The organism is Dyella sp. 2RAB6, assembly GCF_052115385.1.
Lineage (GTDB): Bacteria > Pseudomonadota > Gammaproteobacteria > Xanthomonadales > Rhodanobacteraceae > Dyella_D.
Map to the genome: position 1 here is coordinate 58729 of NZ_JBFRGP010000016.1, position 24088 is coordinate 82816.

General features: G+C 66.2%; 19 protein-coding genes. 13 read left to right on the plus strand and 6 right to left on the minus strand.

The annotated features are described in order from the left end of the window. Positions 1-27: 27 nt before the first annotated feature. From queA to AB4083_RS18650, 6 genes are all read left to right on the plus strand, one after another. Positions 28-1056 carry a tRNA preQ1(34) S-adenosylmethionine ribosyltransferase-isomerase QueA gene (gene queA / locus AB4083_RS18625; RefSeq protein ID WP_441609853.1) on the plus strand — a complete coding sequence of 343 codons (1029 nt, stop codon included), beginning with the start codon at positions 28-30 and terminating at the stop codon, positions 1054-1056. Between the two features lie 139 nt (positions 1057-1195). Continuing rightward, complete coding sequence (tgt, locus tag AB4083_RS18630) at positions 1196-2320, plus strand: tRNA guanosine(34) transglycosylase Tgt (protein ID WP_441609855.1); 1125 nt, start codon at positions 1196-1198, stop codon at positions 2318-2320. A 310-nt stretch (positions 2321-2630) separates the two neighbouring features. Further along, a complete protein-coding gene (gene yajC / locus AB4083_RS18635) occupies positions 2631-2969 on the plus strand; it encodes a preprotein translocase subunit YajC (RefSeq protein WP_441609857.1) in 339 nt (112 codons plus the stop codon). Positions 2970-3094: 125 nt separating this feature from the next. Beyond that, positions 3095-4966, plus strand: coding sequence for a protein translocase subunit SecD (gene secD, locus AB4083_RS18640; protein WP_441609859.1), 1872 nt, complete (start codon positions 3095-3097; stop codon positions 4964-4966). A gap of 16 nt (positions 4967-4982) precedes the next feature. Then, positions 4983-5936, plus strand: coding sequence for a protein translocase subunit SecF (gene secF / locus AB4083_RS18645; protein WP_441609861.1), 954 nt, complete (start codon positions 4983-4985; stop codon positions 5934-5936). A gap of 532 nt (positions 5937-6468) precedes the next feature. After that, positions 6469-9558: a TonB-dependent receptor gene (locus AB4083_RS18650; protein WP_441609863.1), complete on the plus strand. Its 3090-nt coding sequence runs from the start codon at positions 6469-6471 to the stop codon at positions 9556-9558. 143 nt (positions 9559-9701) lie between these two features. On the opposite strand, the gene AB4083_RS18655 is transcribed toward AB4083_RS18650, so the two are convergent. The 5 genes from AB4083_RS18655 to AB4083_RS18675 form a co-directional block, all read right to left on the minus strand. Continuing rightward, positions 9702-10805 carry a sterol desaturase family protein gene (locus AB4083_RS18655; RefSeq protein ID WP_441609864.1) on the minus strand — a complete coding sequence of 368 codons (1104 nt, stop codon included), beginning with the start codon at positions 10803-10805 and terminating at the stop codon, positions 9702-9704. 149 nt (positions 10806-10954) lie between these two features. Continuing rightward, the gene (gene murU, locus AB4083_RS18660; RefSeq protein ID WP_441609866.1) at positions 10955-11626 is read right to left on the minus strand and encodes an N-acetylmuramate alpha-1-phosphate uridylyltransferase MurU; all 672 of its coding nucleotides are present in this window, start codon (positions 11624-11626) and stop codon (positions 10955-10957) included. Continuing rightward, a complete protein-coding gene (locus AB4083_RS18665) occupies positions 11623-12624 on the minus strand; it encodes an aminoglycoside phosphotransferase family protein (RefSeq protein WP_441609868.1) in 1002 nt (333 codons plus the stop codon). The genes murU and AB4083_RS18665 overlap by 4 nt, the downstream gene beginning before the upstream one ends. Before the next feature lie 167 nt (positions 12625-12791). Beyond that, on the minus strand, positions 12792-14075 hold the full coding sequence (locus AB4083_RS18670; RefSeq protein WP_441609870.1) for an ammonium transporter: 1284 nt from the start codon (positions 14073-14075) through the stop codon (positions 12792-12794). Positions 14076-14142: 67 nt separating this feature from the next. Beyond that, positions 14143-14481, minus strand: coding sequence for a P-II family nitrogen regulator (locus AB4083_RS18675; RefSeq protein WP_441609872.1), 339 nt, complete (start codon positions 14479-14481; stop codon positions 14143-14145). Positions 14482-14724: 243 nt separating this feature from the next. Here AB4083_RS18675 and AB4083_RS18680 point away from each other — a divergent pair, with 243 nt between their 5' ends. Genes AB4083_RS18680 through AB4083_RS18710 form a run of 7 tightly spaced genes read left to right on the plus strand, consistent with a single transcriptional unit; the run spans position 14725 to position 21529 of the window. Next, the gene (locus AB4083_RS18680; RefSeq protein ID WP_441609874.1) at positions 14725-15186 is read left to right on the plus strand and encodes an SUF system Fe-S cluster assembly regulator; all 462 of its coding nucleotides are present in this window, start codon (positions 14725-14727) and stop codon (positions 15184-15186) included. Beyond that, positions 15183-16670, plus strand: a complete 1488-nt coding sequence (sufB, locus tag AB4083_RS18685) for a Fe-S cluster assembly protein SufB (RefSeq protein ID WP_441609876.1) — start codon at positions 15183-15185, stop codon at positions 16668-16670. Before AB4083_RS18680 ends, sufB begins: the two co-directional genes overlap by 4 nt. Beyond that, positions 16667-17110 carry a lysozyme inhibitor LprI family protein gene (locus AB4083_RS18690; protein ID WP_441609878.1) on the plus strand — a complete coding sequence of 148 codons (444 nt, stop codon included), beginning with the start codon at positions 16667-16669 and terminating at the stop codon, positions 17108-17110. The genes sufB and AB4083_RS18690 overlap by 4 nt, the downstream gene beginning before the upstream one ends. 1 nt (position 17111) lies before the next feature. Beyond that, positions 17112-17876, plus strand: a complete 765-nt coding sequence (gene sufC / locus AB4083_RS18695; RefSeq protein ID WP_441609880.1) for a Fe-S cluster assembly ATPase SufC — start codon at positions 17112-17114, stop codon at positions 17874-17876. Beyond that, the gene (sufD, locus tag AB4083_RS18700) at positions 17873-19192 is read left to right on the plus strand and encodes a Fe-S cluster assembly protein SufD (RefSeq protein ID WP_441609882.1); all 1320 of its coding nucleotides are present in this window, start codon (positions 17873-17875) and stop codon (positions 19190-19192) included. Before sufC ends, sufD begins: the two co-directional genes overlap by 4 nt. Positions 19193-19218: 26 nt before the next feature. Beyond that, positions 19219-20463: an aminotransferase class V-fold PLP-dependent enzyme gene (locus AB4083_RS18705; RefSeq protein WP_441609883.1), complete on the plus strand. Its 1245-nt coding sequence runs from the start codon at positions 19219-19221 to the stop codon at positions 20461-20463. A 43-nt stretch (positions 20464-20506) separates the two neighbouring features. Continuing rightward, positions 20507-21529: a TPM domain-containing protein gene (locus AB4083_RS18710; RefSeq protein WP_441609885.1), complete on the plus strand. Its 1023-nt coding sequence runs from the start codon at positions 20507-20509 to the stop codon at positions 21527-21529. A gap of 56 nt (positions 21530-21585) precedes the next feature. On the opposite strand, the gene AB4083_RS18715 is transcribed toward AB4083_RS18710, so the two are convergent. Beyond that, positions 21586-23619 carry a M13 family metallopeptidase gene (locus tag AB4083_RS18715; protein ID WP_441609886.1) on the minus strand — a complete coding sequence of 678 codons (2034 nt, stop codon included), beginning with the start codon at positions 23617-23619 and terminating at the stop codon, positions 21586-21588. Positions 23620-24088: the final 469 nt, after the last annotated feature.

The following is a 24088-nucleotide window of genomic DNA, read 5'->3' on the forward strand; positions in this document are numbered from 1 at the left end:
CGCCCGCGGCCCCTGCCGAGTCCCCCGTTGAAGAAGTCAGATTTCGATTTCCAGCTGCCGCCCGAACTGATCGCCCAGGCCCCGCTGCCGGAGCGTTCGGCCAGCCGCCTGCTGCTGCTGGATACGCAGGCGCAGTCGCTGCAGGACCGCATGTTCCGCGAACTGCCGGGGCTGCTGCGCGCGGGCGACCTGCTCATCCTCAACGACACCCGCGTGCTGCCGGCGCGGCTGTACGGGCGCAAGGAAAGCGGCGGGGCGGTGGAGATCCTGCTCGAGCGCGTCACCGGCGCGCACGAGGCGATCGCCCAGCTGGGCGTGAGCAAGAAGCCGAAAGAAGGCGGGCGCATCGAGCTGGCCGACGGCAGCCATGCCGTGGTGCTGGGCCGCGACGGCCAGTTCTTCCGCCTGCGCTTCGAATCGCCGGAACCGCTGGAACGCCTGCTGCGCCGCCTGGGCGAGATGCCGCTGCCGCCGTATATCGAGCGCCACGCCGACGCCAGCGACCTGGAGCGCTACCAGACCGTGTTCGCACGCGAACCCGGCGCGGTGGCGGCGCCCACCGCCGGCCTGCATTTCGACGAAGCGATGCTGGCGCAGCTGCGCGAGCTGGGCGTGGAGTTCGGCTATGTGACCCTGCACGTCGGCGCCGGCACCTTCCAGCCGGTGCGCGCGGAGGAGATCAAGGACCACCAGATGCACCGCGAATGGCTCAACGTCGGTGCGGGGCTGGTGGAGCAGGTGCGCCGCACGCGGGCCCGCGGCGGCCGTGTGATCGCGGTGGGCACCACGGTGGTGCGCGCGCTGGAGAGCGCCAGCCGCGACGGCGAGCTGCGGCCGTTCGCGGGCGAGACGCAGATCTTCATCTTCCCCGGCTACAAGTTCAGCAGCATCGACGGCCTGATCACCAACTTCCACCTGCCGCAGTCGACCCTGCTGATGCTGGTGTCCGCGCTGGCGGGGCGGGAGTTCGTGCTGGGCGCTTATCGCCATGCGGTGGCGCAGCGGTATCGGTTCTTCTCGTATGGGGACGCGATGATGATCCTGCCGCCGACCTGAAGTAGGTTGGGGTGAGCCGCAGGCGAACCCCAACGGGCGCCACATCCGGCGCTGCATGTTGGGGTTCGCCTGCGGCTCACCCCAACCTACGCGGGTGGCCTTTCGCGCGGACCCTGCCCAAACCGGCGATAATGCCGGGATGACTTCCCTTCGTTTCGACATCTCCGCCACCGACGGCGCGGCCCGGCGTGGCCGGCTTACTTTCGACCGCGGCACGGTGGAAACCCCGGCCTTCATGCCGGTGGGCACCTATGGCTCGGTGAAGGCGATGACCCCGCGCGACATCCTCGAGATCGGCGCGGAGGTGATCCTGGGCAACACCTTCCATCTGTATCTGCGGCCCGGGCTGGAGATCGTGGAGCAGTTCGGCGGGCTGCATCGCTTTATCGGCTGGGACAAGCCGATCCTCACCGACTCCGGCGGCTTCCAGGTGTTCTCGCTGGCGCACAAGCGCAAGATCACCGAGGAAGGCGTGACGTTCGCTTCGCCGGTGGACGGCTCGAAGGTGTTCCTCTCGCCGGAGGAATCCATGCGCATCCAGAAGACGCTGGATTCGGACGTGGTGATGATCTTCGACGAGTGCACGCCGTATCCGGCCACCGAGAAAGTCGCCGCCACCTCGATGGAGCTGAGCCTGCGCTGGGCCGAGCGCTCGCGCCGCGCCTTCGATGACTTGAACAATCCCAATTCGCTGTTCGGCATCGTGCAGGGCAGCGTGTACGAGAACCTGCGCCGCCGTTCCGCCGAGGGCCTGGTCGGCATCGGCTTCGACGGCTATGCCGTGGGCGGCCTGGCGGTGGGCGAGCCGGAAGCCGAGCGCAACCACACGCTGGACTTCACCGTGCCGCTGCTGCCGGCGGACAAGCCGCGCTACCTGATGGGCGTGGGCCGGCCGGAAGACATCGTCGAAGCGGTGCGCCGCGGCATCGACATGTTCGACTGCGTGATGCCCACCCGCAACGCGCGCAACGGCTTCCTGTTCGTCGCCGAGGGCACGCTGCGCATCCGCAACGCCAAGTACGCGATGGATACGCGGGTGATCGAGGAAGGCTGCGACTGCTACGCCTGTGCCGGCGGCTTCAGCCGCGCCTACCTGCGCCACCTGGATCGCTGCAACGAGATCCTGGCCAGCCAGCTCGCCACCATGCACAACCTGCGGCACTACCAGCGGCTGATGGCCGGCCTGCGCGAGGCGATCGGGGCCGGCAAGCTGGAGGAGTTCGTGGCCGAGTTCTACGCGAAGCGGGTGCGGCCCCAGGGTTAGCGGCGTAGCTTGGGGTGAGCCGCAGGCGAACCCCAACGTGGCGGCGGTGTTGGGGTTCGCTTGCGGCTCACCCCAACCTACGCGGCTGCGCAGCTCCGTGGCGCGAATCTCATTTGGAACAAGAGGGCGGGGTAAAACGCGCCGGCACGCTTGCAAGCGGCCCCCGGGGAACCCCATAAACCCTGCTCCTGTCCGAGCCAGGGCCATTCGGCCCGTGTGCGTGAGCACCGGGGGGCGTGGCATAATCCACGATCTTTTTCAGGCTTCCGGCGGAAATTTCAGCCGGGACCGCTACTTACGAGACAAGAAGATGAATTTTCCGAGCACTTTCGTGATTGCCCAGGCCGCGCCGGCCGCCGGTGCCCAGGCGCCGAACCCGCTGATGACCTTCGGCCCGCTGATCCTGCTGTTCGTGGTGTTCTACTTCCTGATGATCCGCCCGCAGATGAAGCGGCAGAAGGAACACCGCTCGATGGTCTCGGCCCTGGCCAAGGGCGACGAAGTGGTGACCAACGGCGGCCTCGCCGGCCGCGTGGACGAAGTGGGCGAGTCGTTCATCACCCTCGAGATCGCGCCGAACGTGAAGATCAAGGTGCAGAAGGGCTCGGTGTCCCAGGTGCTGCCGAAGGGCTCGCTGAAGTCGTCCTGAGGGATCGCGGCTAGCGGGCGGAGCCATCCGCCGAAGGCCGTCCCGCGGGGGCGGACGGCCTGGCCGCAACACGAACGATGCTACCGCCGCGGCCCCCGTGCCGCGGCTCTTGACGGATGCAAGGCATGAGTGATTTTCCACGCTGGAAATTTTTCCTGGTCGCCATCGTTTTGGTGCTGGGCATCGTCTACGCGCTGCCGAACGTGTTCCTGCCGCAGCCGGCGGTACAGGTCACGGCCAACCGCAACGGCGTGGTCAACCAGGCGCTGCAGGAGAAGGCGCTGTATGCGCTCAAGCAGCAGAACATCGCCTACCAGAGCGTCGAGCTGAAGAACGACCATCTGCTGGTGAGCTTCGCCAACGCCGACGTGCAGAAGGCCGCCGGCGAGGACATCAAGACGGCGCTGGGCGACGACTACACCGTGGCCTTCAACCTCAAGTCCACCGTGCCGCACTGGCTGTCCATGATCTATGCGCGCTCGATGCCGCTGGGCCTGGACCTGCAGGGCGGCGTGCACTTCCTGATGGAAGTGGACCAGAACGACGTGGTGGACAAGCAGGAGACGCGCTACGCGGACGACATCCGCAGCATGCTGCGCGAGAAGAACATCCGCTACGACTCGGTCAGCCGCAATGCCGTGCGCGGCCAGGGCGTGGCCGTTGTGCTGCGCTCCGCCGCCGAGCGCACCGCGGCGGCCAATGCGATCGCCGCCGATTATCCGGACCTCACCACCCAGGACGGCCAGGTCACCGGCGACCGCTTCGTGCTCAACGCCGTGCTGCGCCCGGACAAGCTGCGCGAGACCTCGCTCGGCGCCGTGCGCCAGAACCTGGGCACGCTGCGCAACCGTATCAATGCGCTGGGCGTGTCCGAGCCGATCATCCAGCAGCAGGGCGAGGGCCGCATCATCGTCGAACTGGCCGGCGTGCAGGACACCGCCGAGGCCAAGAAGCTGATCGGCGCCACCGCCACCCTGGAATACCGCGCCGGCTACGGCACGCCGCAGCAGGCCCAGGATGCGAAGACCTCCGGCAACGTGCCGCCGGAAGCGCGCCTGTACAAGGACCCGCGCGGCAACCCGGTGCTGCTGAGCAAGAAGATCATCGTCACCGGCGACCAGCTGGTCGATGCTTCTTCCGGCACCGAGCAGACCAGCGGCTCGCCGATGGTGTCGGTGACGCTCAATGCCGCCGGCGCCAAGAAGATGCTCGACTTCACCACCAGCAACGTCGGCAAGCCGATGGGCGTGGTGTACGTGGAGCGCGTGGTCGAGACCAAGGTGGTGGACGGCAAGGTCGTGCGCACGCCGAAGATCACTGAGGAAGTGATCAACTTCGCCACCATCCAGGGCGTGTTCGGCAAGAACTTCCAGACCACCGGCCTGCGCAGCCCCAAGGAAGCTTCCGAGCTGGCCCTGCTGCTGAAGGGCGGTTCGCTGGCCGCGCCGATCGATATCGTCGAGGAAGGCGTGATCGGCCCGAGCCTGGGCCAGGACAACATCGCCAAGGGCATGAAGGCCGTGCTGATCGGCCTGGGCCTGGTGCTGCTGGCGGCGGCCATCTACTACAAGCTGTTCGGCCTGGTGGCCGACGTGGCGCTGTTCTTCAACCTGGTGATCCTGGTTGCGGTGATGTCGCTGGTCGGCGTGACGCTGACCATGCCGGGCATCGCCGGTATCGTGCTTACGCTGGGCATGGCGATCGACGCGAACGTGCTGATCTGCGAACGCGTACGCGAGGAACTGCGCAACGGCTCCTCGCCGCACGCGTCGATCCGCGCCGGCTACGAGAAAGCCTGGGCGACCATCCTGGATGCCAACGTCACTCACGTGATCGCCGCGCTGGCACTGACCACGATGGGCTCCGGCCCGATTCGCGGCTTCGGTGTGACGCTGCTGATCGGCATCCTGACCTCGATGTTCACCTCGGTCACCCTGACCCATGCGATCACCTTGCTGATCCACGGCCATCGCAAACTCAAGACGCTGTCGGTCTGAAGAGGAACAGGCACTCATGGAAATCTTCAACCACAACGCAAACGTCAACTTCCTGGGCATGCGCAAGGTCAGCATCGGCATCGCCGTACTGCTGATGCTGGTGTCGATCGCGCTGCTGGCCTCGCGCGGCCTCAACTACGGCCTGGACTTCACCGGCGGTATTTCCGCCGAGGTGAGCTACCAGCAGCCGGTGGCGGTGGCCGAGGTGCGCGACGCGCTGGCCAAGGCCGGCATGGAGCACGCCGTGGTGCAGAGCCTGGGCGGCACCAAGGAGGTCTCGATCCGCATGCAGCCGACCGCGGCGATGCTGGACCAGGGCAAGGTGAACCTGGACAAGGTCTCGCTGGTCGTCAGCGAGGCGCTGAAGGCGGCGCGGGCGGATGCCCTGCTCAAGAGCCGCTCCTCGGTCAGCTCGCAGGTCGGCGACGAACTGCGCAGCGACGGCACCATGGCGGCGGGCCTGGTGATCCTCGGCATCGGCCTGTACCTGTGGGTGCGCTTCGAGCGGCGCTTCGCCATCGCCGCGCTGGTGACCGAGGTGCACGACGTGCTGGTCACCCTCGGCGTGCTGGTGATCACCGGCCGCGAGTTCGACCTGACCGTGCTGGCCTCGGTGCTGGCGGTGATCGGCTACTCGATCAACGACAAGGTGGTGGTGTTCGACCGTATCCGCGAGCTGTTCCGGCTGGCGCGCAAGGCCGAGCCGGTGGAAGTGCTCAATCGCTCGATCAACAGCACGCTGTCGCGAACCATCATCACCTCGCTGTTCACCGCGATCACCATGGCCGCGCTGTACTTCATCGGCGGCGCGGTGGTGCAGGGCTTCGCCATCACCATGCTGATCGGCATCCTGGTCGGTACGCTCTCGTCCATCTTCGTGGCCAGCCCGATCCTGTTGTGGCTGGGCGTGTCCAAGCAGGACCTGATGCCGCAGACCAAGGAGAACCCGGAACTGGCGCGGCGCCCGTAAGGCATTGCGACAGGACCCGAACGAGCCCGGCCTTGCGCCGGGCTTTTTTTATGCGTGCGGCGAGCGGCGAGTACAGAAATTCGATTAGCGATTTAATGCCGAGTCGCGTGCTCCTCATTGCGCTTAATCGGTAGGCCGCGATTACTTGCTGCGCCTTTTGCGCAAGATATTGCGAACCCGCTCAAAGTGTTGCAGCGCGGGATTTCCGGCCTTCGCAGGTTCGAGTGCAAATGAGAAGAATCGCGGTGGCTTGAAAACCGCAGTGCTGTGCGATTCATTAAGTAAATGTTGACTTGATGTAACGGTCGACGTTATTTTCGGGATGTTCCTGATGCGACAGTCAGACGACAGCTTGCTTACAGCCACGGGAGGCTCGCAAGAAATCGTCGCCGCAACCGGGAATGCAGAGGGGCAGCTGCAGGGGGAGTCACCTACAGATGCAGTCTTTGCAACCTTTTGGCCTATCGCCCGCTAAGGGCGGTTTTGCTCAATTTTGCCCACCTCCCACGTGGGCGTTTTCGGGGAGATCCAAATGAGTTTTCGTTCGTTGAATCGCGGATATCTGCGTCATACGGCGCTTGCTGCCGCGCTGATGGCCGGCATGACCGGCATCGCGTTCGGTCAGGCGACCACCGGCAACATCGCCGGCCTGGCCGAAGCTGGCGACACCGTCACGATCACCAGCGCCACGGGCCTGAACCGCCAGGTGACGGTGGACGCCTCCGGTCGCTACAGCGCCAACAACCTGCCGGTCGGTTCCTACACCGTCACCCTGCAGAAGGGCGGCTCCACGGTCGACACCCGCAAGGACGTCACCCTGACCGTCGGTTCGACCACGGAAATCTCGTTCGCTTCGGCCTCCAACGCCTCGTCGCTGTCCGCGGTGACGGTGACGGCCAACGCACTGCCGGCCATCGACGTCTCCGGCGTCGACTCGCGCACCGTGATCACCTCCCAGCAGCTGGCTCGCCTGCCGCTCGCGCGCAGCGCTGAAGCGATCGCGCTGCTGGCGCCGGGCGTGGTCCAGGGCAGCAGCTACTTCGCCGGCAACATGGGCGGCCCGCTGGTTTCCTTCGGCGGTTCGTCGGTGACGGAGAACGCGTACTACATCAACGGCTTCAACACCACCGATCCGCTGAGCGGCCTGGGTGGCCTGAGCCTGCCGTACGGCGCGATCGACCAGCAGGAAATCCTCACCGGCGGTTACGGCGCGGCTTACGGCCGTTCCGACGGCGGCGTGATCAGCCAGGTCGGCAAGCGCGGCACCAACGAGTGGCACTTCGGCGGTCAGGTCCTGTGGACCCCGACCTCGCTGGAAAGCGATCCGAAGAACTACTACTACGTCAACAAGGACGGTTCGAACGGCAAGCTGCGCCAGTACCGTAACGACAACAAGTCCTGGACGACCACGTATTCCGCCTACATCGGCGGTCCGCTGATCAAGGACAAGCTGTTCTTCTTCCTGGCCGCCGAATACGAGCGTGAGCAGGGCAAGAACACCAGCCTGAACGCGCCGGCCGGCGTCGGCCCGAACACCGCGCCGTTCGTCGACCACGGCAAGATCAACAGCCCGAAGTGGTACGGCAAGCTGGACTGGAACATCACCGACAGCAACATCCTCGAGGTGACCGGCGTCTCCAACAAGACGTCCTACAACGGCACGCTGAATAACTTCGACTACAGCACGTTGAAGGAAGGCGGTCTCAACAGCTACGACACGTCGGTCAAGAACTCGTTCAATCTGTACACGACCAAGTTCACCAGCTACATCACCGACGACCTGACCCTGTCGGTGCAGTACGGCAAGATGAAGGGCAAGTACTACACCAACACGCCGGGCTACGATCCGACCAACCCGTACCTGTTCACCACGGAAAACCAGGATCCGGACATCACCGGCGGCAATCCGATCACGAACAACCAGACGGTCTCGACGATCAACCTGCCGGGTCACAAGACCACCAACACCAACCTGCGCGTCGACCTGACCTACAAGCTGGGTGATCACACCATCACCGGCGGTATCGACAACCAGGACGTGCGCAACACCGACGCTGGTACGCAGTTCCCCGGCAGTGGCCTCGGCTACGCGTGGGAATACGACACCATGGACGGCGATCCGGACACCTACGTGGTCGGTGGCCCGGGTACCGCACAGCCGGGTGCCGATTGGCATAACTCGCCGTGGGTGGCCAACACCGGTTCGCAGCCGGGCGGCCAGACCGGCTTCTACGTGGCCCGCTACCGCTACCACGACAACGCCTCGGTCCGCGTGCAGCAGCGCGCCCAGTACCTGCAGGACGACTGGCAGATCAACGACCGCTGGCTGGTCAAGATCGGCCTGCGCAACGACCAGTTCACCAACTTCGGTGCTTCCGGTGCGCCCTACCTGCGCCTGACCAAGCCGCAGTGGGCTCCGCGCGTGGGCTTCAGCTGGGACGTGTTCGGCGACTCCAGCTTCAAGGTCTACGGCAACGCCGGCCGCTACTACCTGGCGATGCCGACCAGCGTGGCGCTGCGCTCGGCGGGTTCCTCGCTGTACACCCGCGAGTACTTCACCTACACCGGCATCGATGCCAACGGCGTGCCGACCGGCCTGACCCCGCTCAACACCAGCCTCGGCGCTGGCGCTCCGTTCTCGGCGAACGGCGAGTACGGCCAGCCGCGCGATCCGAACGTGGCTTCCGCGCGTAACCTGAAGTCCGAGTACCAGGACGAGTACATCCTCGGCTTCGACAAGAAGCTGGGCGACTCGTGGGTCTACGGTGCCAAGGCCACGTTCCGCAAGCTGCGCAACGCGATCGACGATATCGGTGACAACGTTTCGATCATCCGCAAGATGAACGCGATGGGCATCGATCCGGCGACCTACGACGCGACCCAGGTTCCGGGCAGCATCCTGATCAACCCGGGCAAGAGCGCGGACTTCCTGGTCCCGAAGCTCGGCGGCGGTTACTACAACGTCCCGATGGATTGGCAGAAGGACTTCGGCTTCAACACCACGATGAAGCGCAAGTACTACGGGATGAACCTGTTCCTGGAGCATCCGTTCGACGGCAAGTGGTACGGCCGCCTGGACTACGTGTGGTCGCATAGCTTCGGCAACTCGGAAGGCCAGGTGCGTTCGGATATCGGCCAGACCGACGTCTCGGCGACGGTCGACTGGGATTACGCCCAGGTCATGGACTACGCCAACGGCTCGCTGTCCAACGATCGCCGTCACCAGATCAAGGCCTACGGCTCGTACCAGATCGCTCCGGAGTGGATGGTTTCCGGCAACGTGGCGATCCTGTCCGGCACGCCGCGGACCTGCCTGGGTCTGTACGGTGCGGATGAGACCAACCCGGGTCTGGGCTACGGTCCGTACTACCACTTCTGCGGCGGCAAGCCGTGGTCGCCGGGTACCACGCGCAATCCGTGGACCTACCTGCTGAGCGTCAGCGCCGAGTACCGTCCGGAATGGGCGGACAAGAAGCTGGGCTTCAACGTGATGGTCTACAACGTGCTGAACAAGCAGACCACCACCCAGGTCTACGCGATCTCGACCAGCTCCAGCTACCTGCGTCCGATCAGCTCGCAGACCCCGCGTTACGTGCGCTTCGGTGTGACGTACGACTTCTGATGATCGCTGATGGCCACGGGACTCCGGTCCCGTGGCAAGTAGAGAGCCAGTAGAAAAGAAAGAGCCGCCGGGTAACCGGCGGCTCTTTTGTTTTGGTGCATGCCGCAGTGGCGATCCGCGCGACGCCTGCCGCGTGCGAAGGTTCAGGCCGCCGGCGTACTCGGCGTCGCCGCCACGTCGCCATCGATACTCATGGGCGGTGCGGAAGGGTGCGGCACCAGATGATGCAGATCCAACTGCTCCACCGGTATCGGCTCATACCCCGGCCCGAACGCCACCTCGCCCAGCTTCCACCCCGCCGGCCGCCGCACCGCACCCCAGAAGCGCTTGAACGCCGCCCAATGCAGCCCGACCAGCCCGTGGTCGTTATCCGCATCGACGGTGGGATCGCCGACGCCGGTCGGCCGCGGCGCCATGCCGTGAAGCGACGTGCCGAACAGCACGTCCCACACCGACAGCACCTGCCCGAAGTTGCAGTTGTGCAGCCCGGGCCGCTCCGGATCGACCAGCATATGGTGCAGCCGATGGAATTTCGGATCGACGAACACGCGCCCGAACAGCGGCCCGAAGCCGATGCGCACATTGGCATGCGAGAAGTTCTGCACCAGCTCGCCCAGCAGCACCAGCCACGCGAACTGGTCCGGCTCCACGCCCATCACGATGCCGACCGTGGCCAGCACCATCGACTGCAGGAAGCCGTCGACCAGGCTGCCGCGGTCGTTGGTCCAGCAGCTCATCTGGCGCTGGCTGTGATGCATGCTGTGCAGCGCCCACCACCAGGGCAGGGCGTGCTGCAGGCGGTGCATCCAGTAGTAGACGAAGTCGTAGATCACGTAATAGCAGGCGAACAGCAGCCACGGATGCTGCCGCAGCCACGGCACCCAGTGCGTGATCGCCAGCGGCGAGGCGCTGGCGTCCGCGGGGCCGGTATCGGGCCCGCCGAAATAATTGGCGATCGGCGTCAGCACCAGGAAGCTGAAGACCGGGAAGATGCCGACCAGCATCATCAGCGTGTACTGGAAATCCACGCGGGTGAGCTTGCGGTCGGCCCAGCGCTCGGCGGGCAGCAGGGTTTCCAGCGGGCGGAAGATCAGGCCGATGATGCCCAACTGCAGGGTGGCGATCAGCAGCGACTCGGCGATGTCCTTCGGATCGCCGGCCAGTACTTGCAGATGCAGCAGCTGCAGGACGGGAAGCACGCCATGGCCGGCAAACCATGCGACCAGATGGGACCAGAGTTCGGCCATCGACGATAACCTTGCAAGAAAAGACGGGCGATCCTGCAGGTGGGGTGCGGGCTTGCTACAGAACCGGTCAGTACAGAATACCGCCGCGCGGTGGCGCCATCCAATCCAGCAGGATTTTGCGCTTGCGTATCCGGTTCAGCCGCTCCGGTTCAGCCGGCGCGCAGTTGCGCGTCCAGTTCGGCCAGTTGCGCCGGGTTGCCCAGGTTGCGCCAGAAGCCGTCGTAGCGCTCGCCGCTCAGTTGCCCGTCGCGCATCGCCTGCTGGTACAGCGGCAGCAGCTTGAAGCGCCCAGGCGCGTGATCGTGCACGAACTGCGGGCGGTACACGCCGATATTGCCGAAGGTGAGCCGCTCGCCGGGGCCTTGTTCCTGCAGTTGGCCTTCGTGCAGTACGAAGTCACCTCCGGCGTGCCAATCCGGATTCGGCACCATCACCAGATGGGCCAGGCCGGTGGGCTCCAGCGGCAGCCTGGCGTAGTCGTAGTCGCTGTAGATATCGGCGCTGACCGCGATGAACGGCTCCGGCCCCAGCAGGCTCAGCGCATTGCGCATGCCACCGCCGGTTTCCAGTGGCGTGGGGCCTTCGTAGGCATAGCGGATACGCAGGCCCCAGCGCGAGCCATCGCCCAGCGCCTGCGGGAATTGATCCGCCAGGTGCGAGGTGTTGATCACCACGTAGTGCACGCCAACCGCGGCGAGCTTTTCCAGATGCCACACGATCAGCGGCTTGCCACCCGCCTCAAGCAAGGGCTTGGGCGTGTGGCCGGTGAGCGGGCGCATGCGCTCGCCCAGGCCGGCGGCGAAGATCAGTGCGTGCCTCATGCGGCCACCTGGGTCAGGTCGCGGCCGGCGGCGTGGCGTTCCAGCAGCGCGGCGAACCCGGCCAGCTCCGGATAGCTGCGCGCCACCGTGCTGACGTAGTGATAGACCGTCGGCACGTCGGCGAGATAGCCCGGCTTGCCGTCGCGATACCACAGCCGATAGAACTGGCCGAGCACGCGCACATGCCGGTGCAGCCCGGTCAGGTCGAACCAGCGCAGGAAGCGCGCGGCATCCACGTTCGCATCGATTACGCCGGCGCCGAGCAGGCGCTGGCGGTACGACTCCACCCAGGCCGCAACCCGCTCGCGCGGCCACACGATGTAGGCATCGCGCAGCAGCGAGGCGAGGTCGTAGGTGACCGGGCCGGCGAGCGCGCCCTGGAAATCGATGACGCCGGGATTGTCGCGCTCGACCACCAGCAGGTTGCGGCTGTGATAGTCGCGATGCACGAAGCAGCGCGGCTGCTCCAGCGCGTTGTGGATGATCGTGTCGAACGCGGCTTGCAGCACCTCGCACTCGTCGCCGCTGGGCGTGTGGCCCAGGTGGCGCGCGAGGAACCACTCCGGCATCACTTCCAGGCCGCGCACCAGCATGTCGCGGTCGAACGGCGGCAGCTCGCGGTAGTCCATGCGCGTCTGCATCAGCAGCAGCGCATCCATCGCATCGCCGTAAAGCGCATCGGCGTTGTGCTCGTTCAACTCGGACAGGTACAACCGGTGGCCGAGATCTTCGATCAGCAGAAAGCCTTGTTGCAGATCCTGCGCACGCACCGCCGGCACGTGCAGGCCGGCGGCGGCGAGGCGTTCGCCGATGGCCAGCCAGGGGCGCGGGTCTTCGCGATCCGGCGGCGAGTCCATCACGATCCAGCTGGTGCCCTGGTGGTGCGTGCGCCAGTAGCTGCGGAAGCTGGCGTCGGCGAAGGCCGCTTCCAGCGTCAGCGTGGCATCGTCGAGAACGGAGCGGGCCCAGGCGAGGCGGGCGGTGGTGCGATCGGTCATGGCGGGCAGCTTAGCCGCCGCCGCCAGAGCTAGCCAAGCAGCGTAGGTTGGGGTGAGCGCAGCGAACCCCAACGAACGTGCATGGCTGGCGCGGAGCTTCTCTTGCGTCATGCAGGTCGCGACGTTGGGGTTCGCTGCGCTCACCCCAACCTACGGCAGGCGTGGCGTCAGGACAGGTTGTAGGCCTTCTCTTCGTGCAACGCGATATCCAGGCCCTGCATTTCCTGCTCGTCGTCCACGCGCAGGCCCAGCGTCTTGTCGATCAGCTTCAGCAGCACGAAGCTCAGCACCGCGCTCCACGCGATGGTGAAGCCCACGCCCTTGGCCTGGATCCACAGCTGCCCCCACAGCGACGTCACCGTGCCGAAGCCGCCCAGTGCGGGCGAGGCCAGCGGCCCGGTCAGCAGGCCGCCGAGGATGCCCGCCACCGCGTGCACGCCGAACACGTCGAGCGAGTCGTCATAGCCGAACTTGTGCTTCAGGCGCGTGGCGCTGAAGAAGCACACCACGCCAGCGGCAAAGCCCAGCACCAGCGAACCGCCCGGCCCCGCGGTGCCGGCCGCGGGCGTCACCGCGACCAGGCCCGCCACGGCGCCCGACACGATGCCCAGCACGCTGGGCCGCCCATGCACCACCCACTCGGCCACCAGCCAGCCCAGCGCGGCGGCCGCGGTGGCGATCTGCGTCACCAGCATGGCCATGCCGGCGCTGCCGTTGGCGGCCACCGCGGAACCCGCGTTGAAGCCGAACCAGCCCAGCCACAGCAGGCTGGCGCCGATCACCGTGTAACCGAGGTTGTGCGGCGGCATCGGCACGTGCGGATAGCCGCGGCGCTTGCCGATCACCAGGCAGGCGATCAGGCCGGCGATACCGGCATTGATGTGCACCACCGTGCCGCCGGCGAAATCCAGCACGCCCAGGTCGCCGAGCAGCGAGCCGGGGCCGCTCCACACCATATGCGCCACCGGCAGGTAGACGAAGGTCAGCCACAGGCCGCTGAACCACAGCATCGCGCTGAACTTCATGCGCTCGGCATAGGCGCCCACGATCAGCGCCGGCGTGATGATGGCGAAGGTCATCTGGAACATCACGAACACCGCCTCGGGCACCGTCTGGTAGCGCGAGTCGGGTTTCAGCCCCGCCAGCATCGCGCGATCCAGCCCGCCGATGATCGAATGCCAACCGATGCTGCCGGCCTGCATGCCCACCGTGCTGAAGGCCAGCGAATAGCCGTACGCGATCCACAGCACCGTCACCATCGCGGTGATGGCGAAGCACTGCATCAGCACCGACAGCAGGTTCTTCGCGCGCACCATGCCGCCGTAGAACAGCGCCAGGCCCGGGATGGTCATCAGCAGCACCAGCGCGGTGGCGGTGAGCATCCAGGCGGTGTCGCCGCTGTCGATATGCGCGGGCGCGGCGGCCTGGCCCCACGCCGGCAGCGACAGCATCGCCAGCAAACTCCCAAGGAAAACGAGGCGCCCCGTTCTCCGTTCTCCGTTCTCCGTTCCCCGCTTCTCAAAGCGCATCGTTGTCCACCTCCATGGTGCGGATGCGGATCGCCTGTTCCAGTTCGCTGACGAAGATCTTGCCGTCGCCGATCTTGCCGGTGCGCGCGGCGCCGCTGATCGCCTCGATCGCCCGTTCCAACTGCTCGTCCGCCACCGCCACCTCGATCTTCAGCTTGGGCAGGAAATCCACCACGTACTCGGCGCCGCGGTACAGCTCGGTATGGCCGTGCTGGCGGCCGAAGCCCTTGACCTCGGTCACCGTCATGCCGGCGACGCCGGTCTCGGACAGGGCCTGCCGGACGTCGTCCAGCGTGAAGGGTTTGATGATTGCGGTAAGCCACTTCATCCGGCGCGTTCCCCATGAGCGGATTGGTATGTGGCGTTGCAGCACGTTGCGTGCCAGTCGGCGGGTTTGCGCCGGTGTGCGGAGATTCAATGGCTTAGCTCGGCGAATTGTCCGACGAAGCGCCGCTTTGGCGCTTCCGCAGGTATCTGTTCCCGGGTTTGGTGCAATGCCATGAGATTGACCCAGGCGCGCTTAATCCGTACCATTTTGGTCCCGATTCCCCGATCCGGCCCATCCGTCCTCATGCTCCGCGTCAGCCGCCTTACCGATTACGCCACGGTGGTGATGACCTGCATCGCCGTCCATCCGCACGACGTGCTCAGCACCGCGCAGATCGCCGACGAGGCGCGGCTGGAGCTGCCCACCGTGAGCAAGCTGCTGAAGTCGCTGAGCCATGCGGGGCTGGTCGAATCGTTCCGCGGCGTCAACGGCGGCTACCGGCTGGCGCGTCCGGCCGAGGCGATCTCGCTGGCGCAGATCGTGGAAGCGATGGAAGGACCGATCGGCATGACCGAGTGCGGCGTCGCCGCGGGGCAGTGCGAGCGCGAATCGCAATGCAACGTGCGCGGCAGCTGGCGGCTGGTGAGCCACGTGGTGGACAACGCCCTGCGCGCCGTCAGCCTGGCCGACATGCTCAAGCCGCAGCCGGCCCCGCCGGTGGCGACCGTCGCACTCAGCACCCTGAAAAGCAGGACCACCGCATGACTCACGAACCCAGCCACACGGCCGTCGAGGACAACGCCACCACGGTGCTGCGCGACAACGCCCAGGTGGCCGAAGCGCTAGGCCGTCGCTACGAGGCCGGCTTCGTCACCGACATCGAGACCATCAGCCTGCCGCCGGGCCTCAACGAGGACATCATCCGCCAGCTCTCCGCGATCAAGCAGGAGCCGCAGTGGATGACCGAGTGGCGGCTGAAGGCCTACCGCCACTGGCTGACCATGCCGGCGCCGGATTGGGCCAAGCTCAAGCTCACTCCGATCGACTACCAGGCGATCAGCTACTACGCCGCGCCCAAGGCCGGCCCGAAGTCGCTGGACGAAGTCGACCCGAAGCTGCTGGAAACCTACGACAAGCTCGGCGTGCCGTTGCATGAGCGCGCGAAGCTCGCTGGCGTGGCGGTGGATGCGGTGTTCGATTCGGTATCCGTCGGCACCACCTTCCGCAAGGAGCTGGCCGCCGCCGGCGTGATCTTCTGCTCGATGAGCGAAGCGATTCGCGAACACGGCGATCTCGTACAGCAATACCTGGGCAGCGTGGTGCCCGCCGGCGACAACTACTTCGCCGCGCTGAATTCCGCGGTGTTCTCCGACGGCTCGTTCGTGTTCATCCCCAAGGGCGTGCGCTGCCCGATGGAGCTGTCCACCTACTTCCGCATCAACGCGGTGAACACCGGCCAGTTCGAGCGCACGCTCATCGTGTGCGAGGACGACGCCTACGTCTCCTACCTGGAAGGCTGCACCGCGCCGATGCGCGACGAGAACCAGCTGCACGCCGCGGTGGTCGAGCTGGTGGCGCTGGAGCGCGCGCAGATCAAATACTCCACCGTGCAGAACTGGTACCCCGGCGACGAGAACGGCGTCGGCGGCATCTACAACTTCGTGACCAAGCGCGGCGATTGCCGCGGCGCGGATTCCAAGATCTCCTGGACCCAGGTCGAAACCGGCTCGGCGATCACCTGGAAATACCCCAGCTGCGTGCTGCGCGGCGACCGCTCGGTCGGCGAGTTCTATTCGGTGGCGCTGACCCATCATCGCCAGCAGGCCGACACCGGCACCAAGATGATCCACATCGGCAAGCACACCAAGTCGAAGATCGTCTCCAAGGGCATCAGCGCCGGCCGCAGCTCCAATGCCTATCGCGGCCTGGTGAAAGTGGAGAAGGGCGCCGAGGGCGCGCGCAACTACACCCAGTGCGATTCGCTGCTGATCGGCAAGCGCTGCGGCGCGCACACCTTCCCGTACATGGAAGTGAAGAACCCCAGCGCGATCGTCGAGCACGAGGCGACCACCTCCAAGATCTCCGACGACCAGCTGTTCTACTGCCGCAGCCGCGGCATCAGCGAAGAGGATGCCGTGTCGATGATCGTCGACGGTTTCTGCAAGCAGGTGTTCCGCGAGCTGCCGATGGAATTCGCGGTGGAAGCGAAGAAGCTGCTGGAGGTTTCGCTGGAAGGAGCGGTCGGATGAAGCGCGCGCTTCTGTTCCTGCTCTGCGCCGCGTTGCCGCTGGCCGCCACGGCCCGGCAACCGAACTGCAGCAACCCGGGTACGCAGCTGGAAATCGACGCCTGCGCCGGCGCCGATTTCGGCAAGGCCGATGCCGAACTCAACAGCGTGTGGAAAAGCATCCTGGCCAAGTACAAGGACCAGCCGCAGTTCCTGGACAAGCTCAAGGCCTCGCAGCGCCTGTGGCTGCAGTTCCGCGATGCCGAGCTGGAAGCGCTGTACCCGGTGGCCAAGGGCCAGGACGCCCGCGTCCAGTACGGCAGCATGTACCCCACCTGCTACACCGGCGCCAAGGCGAAGCTCACCCGCCAGCGCACCGAACAACTCAAGGTCTGGCTGGACGGCGCCCAGGAAGGCGACACCTGCTCCGGCTCCATCAAGAACTCCGCGGATTTGAAGTGACATGCTGAAGATCGAGAACCTGCACGCCCGCGTCGAGGGCAAGAGCATCCTCAAGGGCCTCACGCTCACCGTGAACCCCGGCGAGGTGCACGCCATCATGGGCCCGAACGGCGCCGGCAAATCCACCCTGGGCAATGTGCTCTCGGGACGCGACGGCTACGAAGTGACCGAAGGCTCGGTGACCTTCGAAGGCCGCGACCTGCTGGCGCTGGAACCGGAAGAGCGCGCCGCCGCCGGCGTGTTCCTGGCGCTGCAGTATCCGGTGGAAATCCCCGGCGTGAACAACACCTACTTCCTGCGTGCCGCGCTCAATGCGCAGCGCAAGCAGCGCGGCGAGGCGGAGCTGGATTCGATGCAGTTCCTCAAGCTGGTGCGCGAGAAATTGAAGATCATGCAGATCTCCGACGAGCTGCTGCATCGCGCGGTCAACGAAGGTTTCTCCGGCGGCGAGAAGAAGCGCAACGAGATCTTCCAGATGGCCGTGCTGGAGCCGAAGCTGGCGATCCTGGACGAGACCGACTCGGGCCTGGACATCGACGCGCTCAAGCAGGTGGCGCAGGGCGTCAACGCGCTGCGTTCGGCCGAGCGTTCGTTCCTGATGATCACCCACTACCAGCGCCTGCTGCACTACGTCGAGCCGGATTTCGTGCACGTGCTGGCGGACGGCCGCATCGTCGAGAGCGGCGACAAGTCGCTGGCGCTGAAGCTGGAACAACATGGCTACGCCTGGGTCAACGAGCGCAGCCCGACCGGGGCGCAGGCATGAGCGAGCCGGCGCGCACGCCGTTCGTCGCCTCGCTGCCTGAAGCAGCAGCGCTGGCGCGCCTGCCCGGCAGCGAGGTCGCGTGGCTGGATGCGGCGCGGCGCGAGAACCTCGATGCCTTCGCCGATGCCGGCCTGCCCGATACCCGCGTCGAAGCCTGGAAGTACACCGCGCTGCGCGCACTGGCGCAGCGCCGCTTCGAACATGGCGACGCGCAGGCCGCCGTGCGTGCGATCGATGCCGGCGCGCTGGCGCTGCCGGGCGTGGATGGTCCGCATCTGGTGTTCGTCAACGGCGCGTTCCGCGCTGACCTGTCTTCGCTGGCCGAACTGCCGGCCGGCTTGAGCCTGCGCCCGTTGTCGCAGGCGCTGCGCGAGGACGCCGAAGGCCTGCGTTTCGCGTTGGCGCATCGCTACCGTGAGGCCGGCGACGCGTTCGCCCGGCTCAACGCCGCCTTGGCCAGCGACGGCGTGGTGCTGCGCGTTGCGGCTGGCACGGCGATCGCCAAGTCGGTGCATCTGCTGTTTATCGGCGCACCGGCCGATGGCGACCTGGCCTGGCATCTGCGCAATATCGTCGAACTGGAAGAGGGTGCCGAACTCGCCCTGGTCGAACACCACGTCGCCACCGGCACGCAGAAGCACCTGGCTACCGTGGTCGGCGAGGTGGTGCTGCGCGATGGCGCGAAGCTCGACTACGCGATCGTGCAGGACGCCGCCGAAGACGCGACCCTGATCCGCCACAACCAGCTGCGCCTCGGCGCACGCGCGCATGCCGCGCTGCACGTGCTCGAACTGGGCGGCGCGCTGGTGCGCCACGACCTGCGCACGGAACTGGCCGGCGACGAAGCGCGCTTCGTCTCCAACGGTGTCTTCGCGCTGCATGGCCGCCAACATGTCGACACGCAGTTGGCGCTGCGCCACGCGGCGCTGAACACCGCGTCCGAATCCACCTGGCGCGGCGTCGCCGACCAGCGTTCGCGCGGCGTGTTCCGCGGCGGCATCGTGGTGGCCGAGGGCGCCGACGGCAGCGACGCATCGCTGAGCAGCAAGAACCTGCTGCTGTCCGCGCTGGCCGAGATCGACACCAAGCCGGAACTGGAAATCTACGCCGACGAAGTGAAGGCCGCGCACGGCGCTACCGTTGGCCAGCTGGACGAGCGCGCGCTGTTCTACCTGCGCTCGCGCGGCATCCCGCACACCGAGGCGCGCGCCATGCTCACCGCCGCGTTCTGCCGCGCGGTGCTGCAGGCGATGCCGAACGAGGCGCTGCGCGAACACGTCTCCCAGCTGCTGCTGGCCCACCTGCCGGCCGAATGACGCCCACGCCACCGGATCCCCAGCCGATGAACGCCCAAGCCCAGCTTCCCACCGCCTTCGACGTGCAACGCATCCGCGCCGATTTCCCGCTGCTGGCGCGCAGCGTGCACGGCAAGCCGCTGGTGTATTTCGATAACGCCAATACCAGCCAGAAGCCGCAGAGCGTGATCGAGGCGGTCGACCAGCACTACCGGCTGCACAACGCCAATGTCTCGCGCGCCGTGCATCTGCTGGGCGAGGAAGCCACCGCCGCCTACGAGGGTGCGCGCGACAAGCTGGCGGCCTTCATCAACGCCACGTCGCGCAACGAGATCGTGCTGACCTCCGGCACCACCCAGGCGATCAACCTGGTGGCCTATAGCTACGCGCTGCCGCAACTGCAGCCGGGCGACGCCATCGTCACCACGGTCATGGACCATCACGCCAATATCGTGCCGTGGCAGATCGTCGCCGCGCGCAGCGGCGCCACGGTGAAGCCGGCGCCGATCGACGAGCGCGGCGAGCTGATCGTCGAGGAATACCTCAAGCTGCTTACGCCCGAGGTGAAGCTCGCCTGCGTGAGCCATGTCTCCAACGTGCTGGGCACGGTCAACCCGGTGCGCGAGCTGGCGCGCGAATGCCGCAAGCGCGGCATCCCGCTGCTGGTCGACGGTTCGCAGGCAGTGCCGCACCGTCCGGTCGACGTGCAGGCGCTGGGCTGCGATTTCTATGCGATCACCGGCCACAAGATGCTGGCGCCCACCGGCACCGGCGCGCTGTGGGCGCGCAAGGAACTGCTGCAGGCGATGCCGCCGTTCTTCGGCGGTGGCGAGATGATCCGCGAAGTGCGCTTCAGCGGCACCACCTTCGCCGAGCCGCCGCACCGCTTCGAGGCGGGTACGCCGAATATCGCGGGTTTTGCCGGCGTGTCGGCGGCGATCGACTACTACGCCTCGGTCGGCTTCGAAGCCATCCATGCCTGGGAACAGCAGCTGCTGGCCTACGCCACCGAGCGCCTGCGCGAAATTCCCGGCCTGCGCATCTTCGGCGAGGCCAAGGACAAGGAGCCGGTGATCTCGTTCCTGATCGACGGCGCCCAGGCGACGGATCTCGCCACCTTGCTGGACCTGCAAGGCGTCGCCGTGCGCTCCGGCCACCACTGCGCGCATCCGCTGATGCAGTTCTACGGCGTGCCGGCCACGCTGCGCGCCTCGCTGGCGTTCTACAACACCCGCGAGGAGATCGACGCCTTCATCACCGCGCTGCTGAAGGTGCGCAAGCTGCTGCTGTAATGTGCGGGCGAAACTCGGCTCATCACTTGCAAGGATGCAAACCATGCAGCGGACGGCACAAATTCGATGGATGCTCTGGCTGGCCGCGTTATGGCTGGTGATCGCCTGGCCCGCGCTTGCCGATGAGGCACCCCTGCCGGTGCTGCACGGCCGCGTCAACGACTACGCCCGCGTGCTCGGCGCGAACGCCGCGTCGATCGAGGCCAAGCTGGCAGCCGAAGAACGGGCTACCGGCAACCAGGTAGTGGTGCTCACCGTGACCGACCTCGGCGGGCGCGATATCGAGAGCTACGCCAACGAGGTGCTGCATGGCTGGAAGCTCGGGCGCAAAGGTGTCGACGACGGCGTGCTGATCGTGCTGGCGGTGAAGGATCGCCACGCGCGCATCGAAGTCGGCTACGGACTGGAAGGCACGCTCACGGACCTGGCCAGCTCGCGCATCCTGCGCGACAGCATGCATCCGCATTTCGCCGCGGGCGATTACGCGGGCGGCATGGAAGCGGGTGTCGATGCGGTGCTGGCAGCCTTGGCGGGGCAGCAGGCGCAGGGCACGCCGATCAAGCATGACGACGCCTGGGCGCCCTGGTGGGCGTTTATCCTGCCGCTGGTCATGGCGACCCTGTTCGGCGGGATCGCCGCCGCGGCCGGCGGCTGGAAGATCCTGTGGCTGCCGCTGCTGTGCCTGCTGTTTCCGTTCGGCATGGCGCCGTGGCCCGCGGCGCTGGGGATCGTGTCGATCTATCTGGCCGGCATTTTCGGTTCGCGCTATCGCTGGATGCGCGCCGAGTACCTGCAAATGAAGGCTGGCAGCGGGCGGCGTAGCAAGGCCCCGGCTGGTTCATGGCCTCCTGGCTTCATGGACGTCTGGCGCTGGCACGGCGTGCAAAGCAACGGCAAACGGCGGCGGCGCGCGCATTCCTCCGCCGGTGCGGTGGCCTTCCTGGACAGGGACAGCAGCAGCGATTCCTGGTCTTCTTCCTCGTCCTCATCCTCCGACTCGTCGTCCGATTCGTTCTCCGGCGGCGGTGGCGATTCCGGTGGCGGCGGTTCCTCCGATAGCTGGTAAAGAAAAACCCGCGGGCTCGCACCCGCGGGTTTTTCATGTCGGCGCTGGTTGCGGTCTTACCAGACCTTCACCTGCTGCTCGCCCGAACGCACCATCTTGTCGCCCGGCTTGCACTGGAACGCCTGCGCGAACGCCGCCATGTTCGACGGCGCACCGATTGCGCGGAATTTCCCCGGTGCGTGCGGATCGGTATTGAGCAGGGTGAGTTGCGCGGCATCGCGGATATTGCCGCGCCACACGCGCGCCCAGTTGAGGAAGAAACGCTGGTCCTGGTGGTAGCCGTCGATGCTCTGCTTGGCCTCGGCCGGGTTCTTCGCCAGCGCCATCTGCAGCGCATCGTAGGCGGCATTGAGGCCGCCCAGGTCGCCGATGTTCTCGCCCATGGTCAGCTGGCCGTTGACGAACTTGCCCGGCAGCGCCTCGTAGCCGTTGAACTGCGCGGCCAGCTTGCCGGTGCGTTCCTCGAAGGCCTTGCGGTCGGCATCGGTCCACCAGTTGACGTTGTTGCCCTGGGCGTCGAACTTGCTGCCCTGGTCGTCGTAGCCATGGCCCATCTCATGGCCGATCACCGCGCCGATGCCGCCGTAGTTGAGCGCGTCGTCGACCTTGGCGTCGAAGAACGGCGGCTGCAGGATGGCGGCGGGGAACACGATCTCGTTCTTCTGCGCGTTGTAGGACGCGTTCACCGTCTGCGGCGTCATGCCCCATTCGCTGCGGTCCACCGGCTTGCCGATCTTGCGCACCATATAGTCGTAGTTGAACTTGGCCGCCGCGTGCACGTTGCCGAAATAATCGCCCGGCTTCAGCGCGAGGCCGCTCCAGTCGCGCCACTTGTCCGGATAGCCGATCTTGGGCGTGAAACTGGCCCATTTCTCCAGCGCTTTCTGCTTGGTCGCGGCGCTCATCCACTCCAGGTTCTCGATGCGCGACTTGTAGGCGGCGCGCAGGTTGTCCACCAGGCCTTGCGCGCGCTGCTTGGATTCCGGCGAGAAATAACGCGCCACATAGAGCTGGCCCAACGCCATGCCCATGCTGTCGTTGAGCGCATCGAGCGTGCGCTTCCAGCGCGCCTTCATTTCCTTCTGGTCGTTGAGCGTCTTCGCATTGAAGTCGAAGTCTTCCTGCTGGAACGCGGTCGACAGATAGGGCGCGGCACTGTCCACCGCATGGAAGCGCAGATAGGCCTGCCAGTCCGCTGCCGGCGTCTCTGCCAGCATCTTGTCAACCTCAGTGAAGAACTTCGGATGCGACAGCGAGAAGCCATCCTTCACGTCGGCGCCCTGCGCCTGGAAGAACGCCGCCCAGTCGAAGTGCGGGGTCACCTTGTCGGCGTCGGCGATGCTGACGAAGTGATAGCGGTTCTCCGGTTTGCGCAATTCGGTCGGCACCAGTGATGCAGCGGCCAGGCGCGTCTCGAACGCCATCACTGCCTTGGCCTGCGCCTGCGCATCGGCCGCGCTAACGCCGACCAGTTGCAGGGTGCGCGCGATGTGCGCGACGTAGGCTTCGCGGATCTTGTCGAAGTCGGCCTTGCTGTAATAGTCGGCGGTGGGCAGGCCCAGGCCGCTCTGGCCGGCGTAGGCGATCTGGCGGCTGGAATCCTTGAAGTCCGGGCTGCCGGAGAAGCGGAACAGCACGCTGTCGCCGCGCGCGTAGCTGTCGCGGATATAGGCGGCGACGTCGGCGCCGTTCTGCAGTGCGTCGATGCGCGCGAGCTGCGGCTTGATCGGGTCGTAGCCGGCTTTCTCGATGGCGGCGACGTCCATGCCGGAGGCGTACAGGTAACCGATGTTCTGTTCGATCGAGCCGGCCTGGCTTTGCGCCGGGTGTTTGGCGGCGGCTTCGACGATGGTGCGCTGGGCGTTGAGGCTGTCTTCGCGCAGGGCGTCGAAGGAGCCCCAGCGCGTGCGGTCCGGCGGGATCGGGTGGGTGGCGACCCATTTGGCGTTGACGAAGCCGTTGAAGTCGGCGCAGGGGGCGATCTTCTGGTCGAGGTCTTTGATGTCGAAGGTGCCGGCGGGGCCGGCGATGGCCAGGGTGGAGAGGGTCAGGGTGATGGCCAGGGCCAGTGGACGGGCGAGGTGGTGCATGGTGGTCCCCTTCGGTGGCGGGTGCCGCGGGGTGGCGCGGCTAGCCGGGCAGGCTAGGCAGGGGGGGTGTTTTGTCGACAGTGTCGAAGGTCACTCATCCTCCGTCATCACGGCGTGGGCCGGAATCCGTTTTGCTCGTCATTCCGGCGTAGGCCGGACGACCGCGTAGCGCGAAGAACGCCCGCAGGGCGGCCCCGAAGGGGTGAGCGAAGCGAATCATCCAGTAGTGGTGATAGTCGATTGTCGTACTGACGCCAGGGTGTCTCGCCCTCGGCGAGTGTTTCGCCCCGCTGCCGCGGGGCGACTTACTTTCTCTTGCTTTGCCCAAGAGAAAGCTAAGCAAAGAGAAGGGCACCCTGCTTGGCGCCCTCCGATGGCAAAGCCATCGGAGGGTCCGTGAGGGCTGGCCGGGCTTTTTGACAGGGCATCCATGCCCTGATCAAAAAGGCGGGGACGTCCTGTCCCCGCC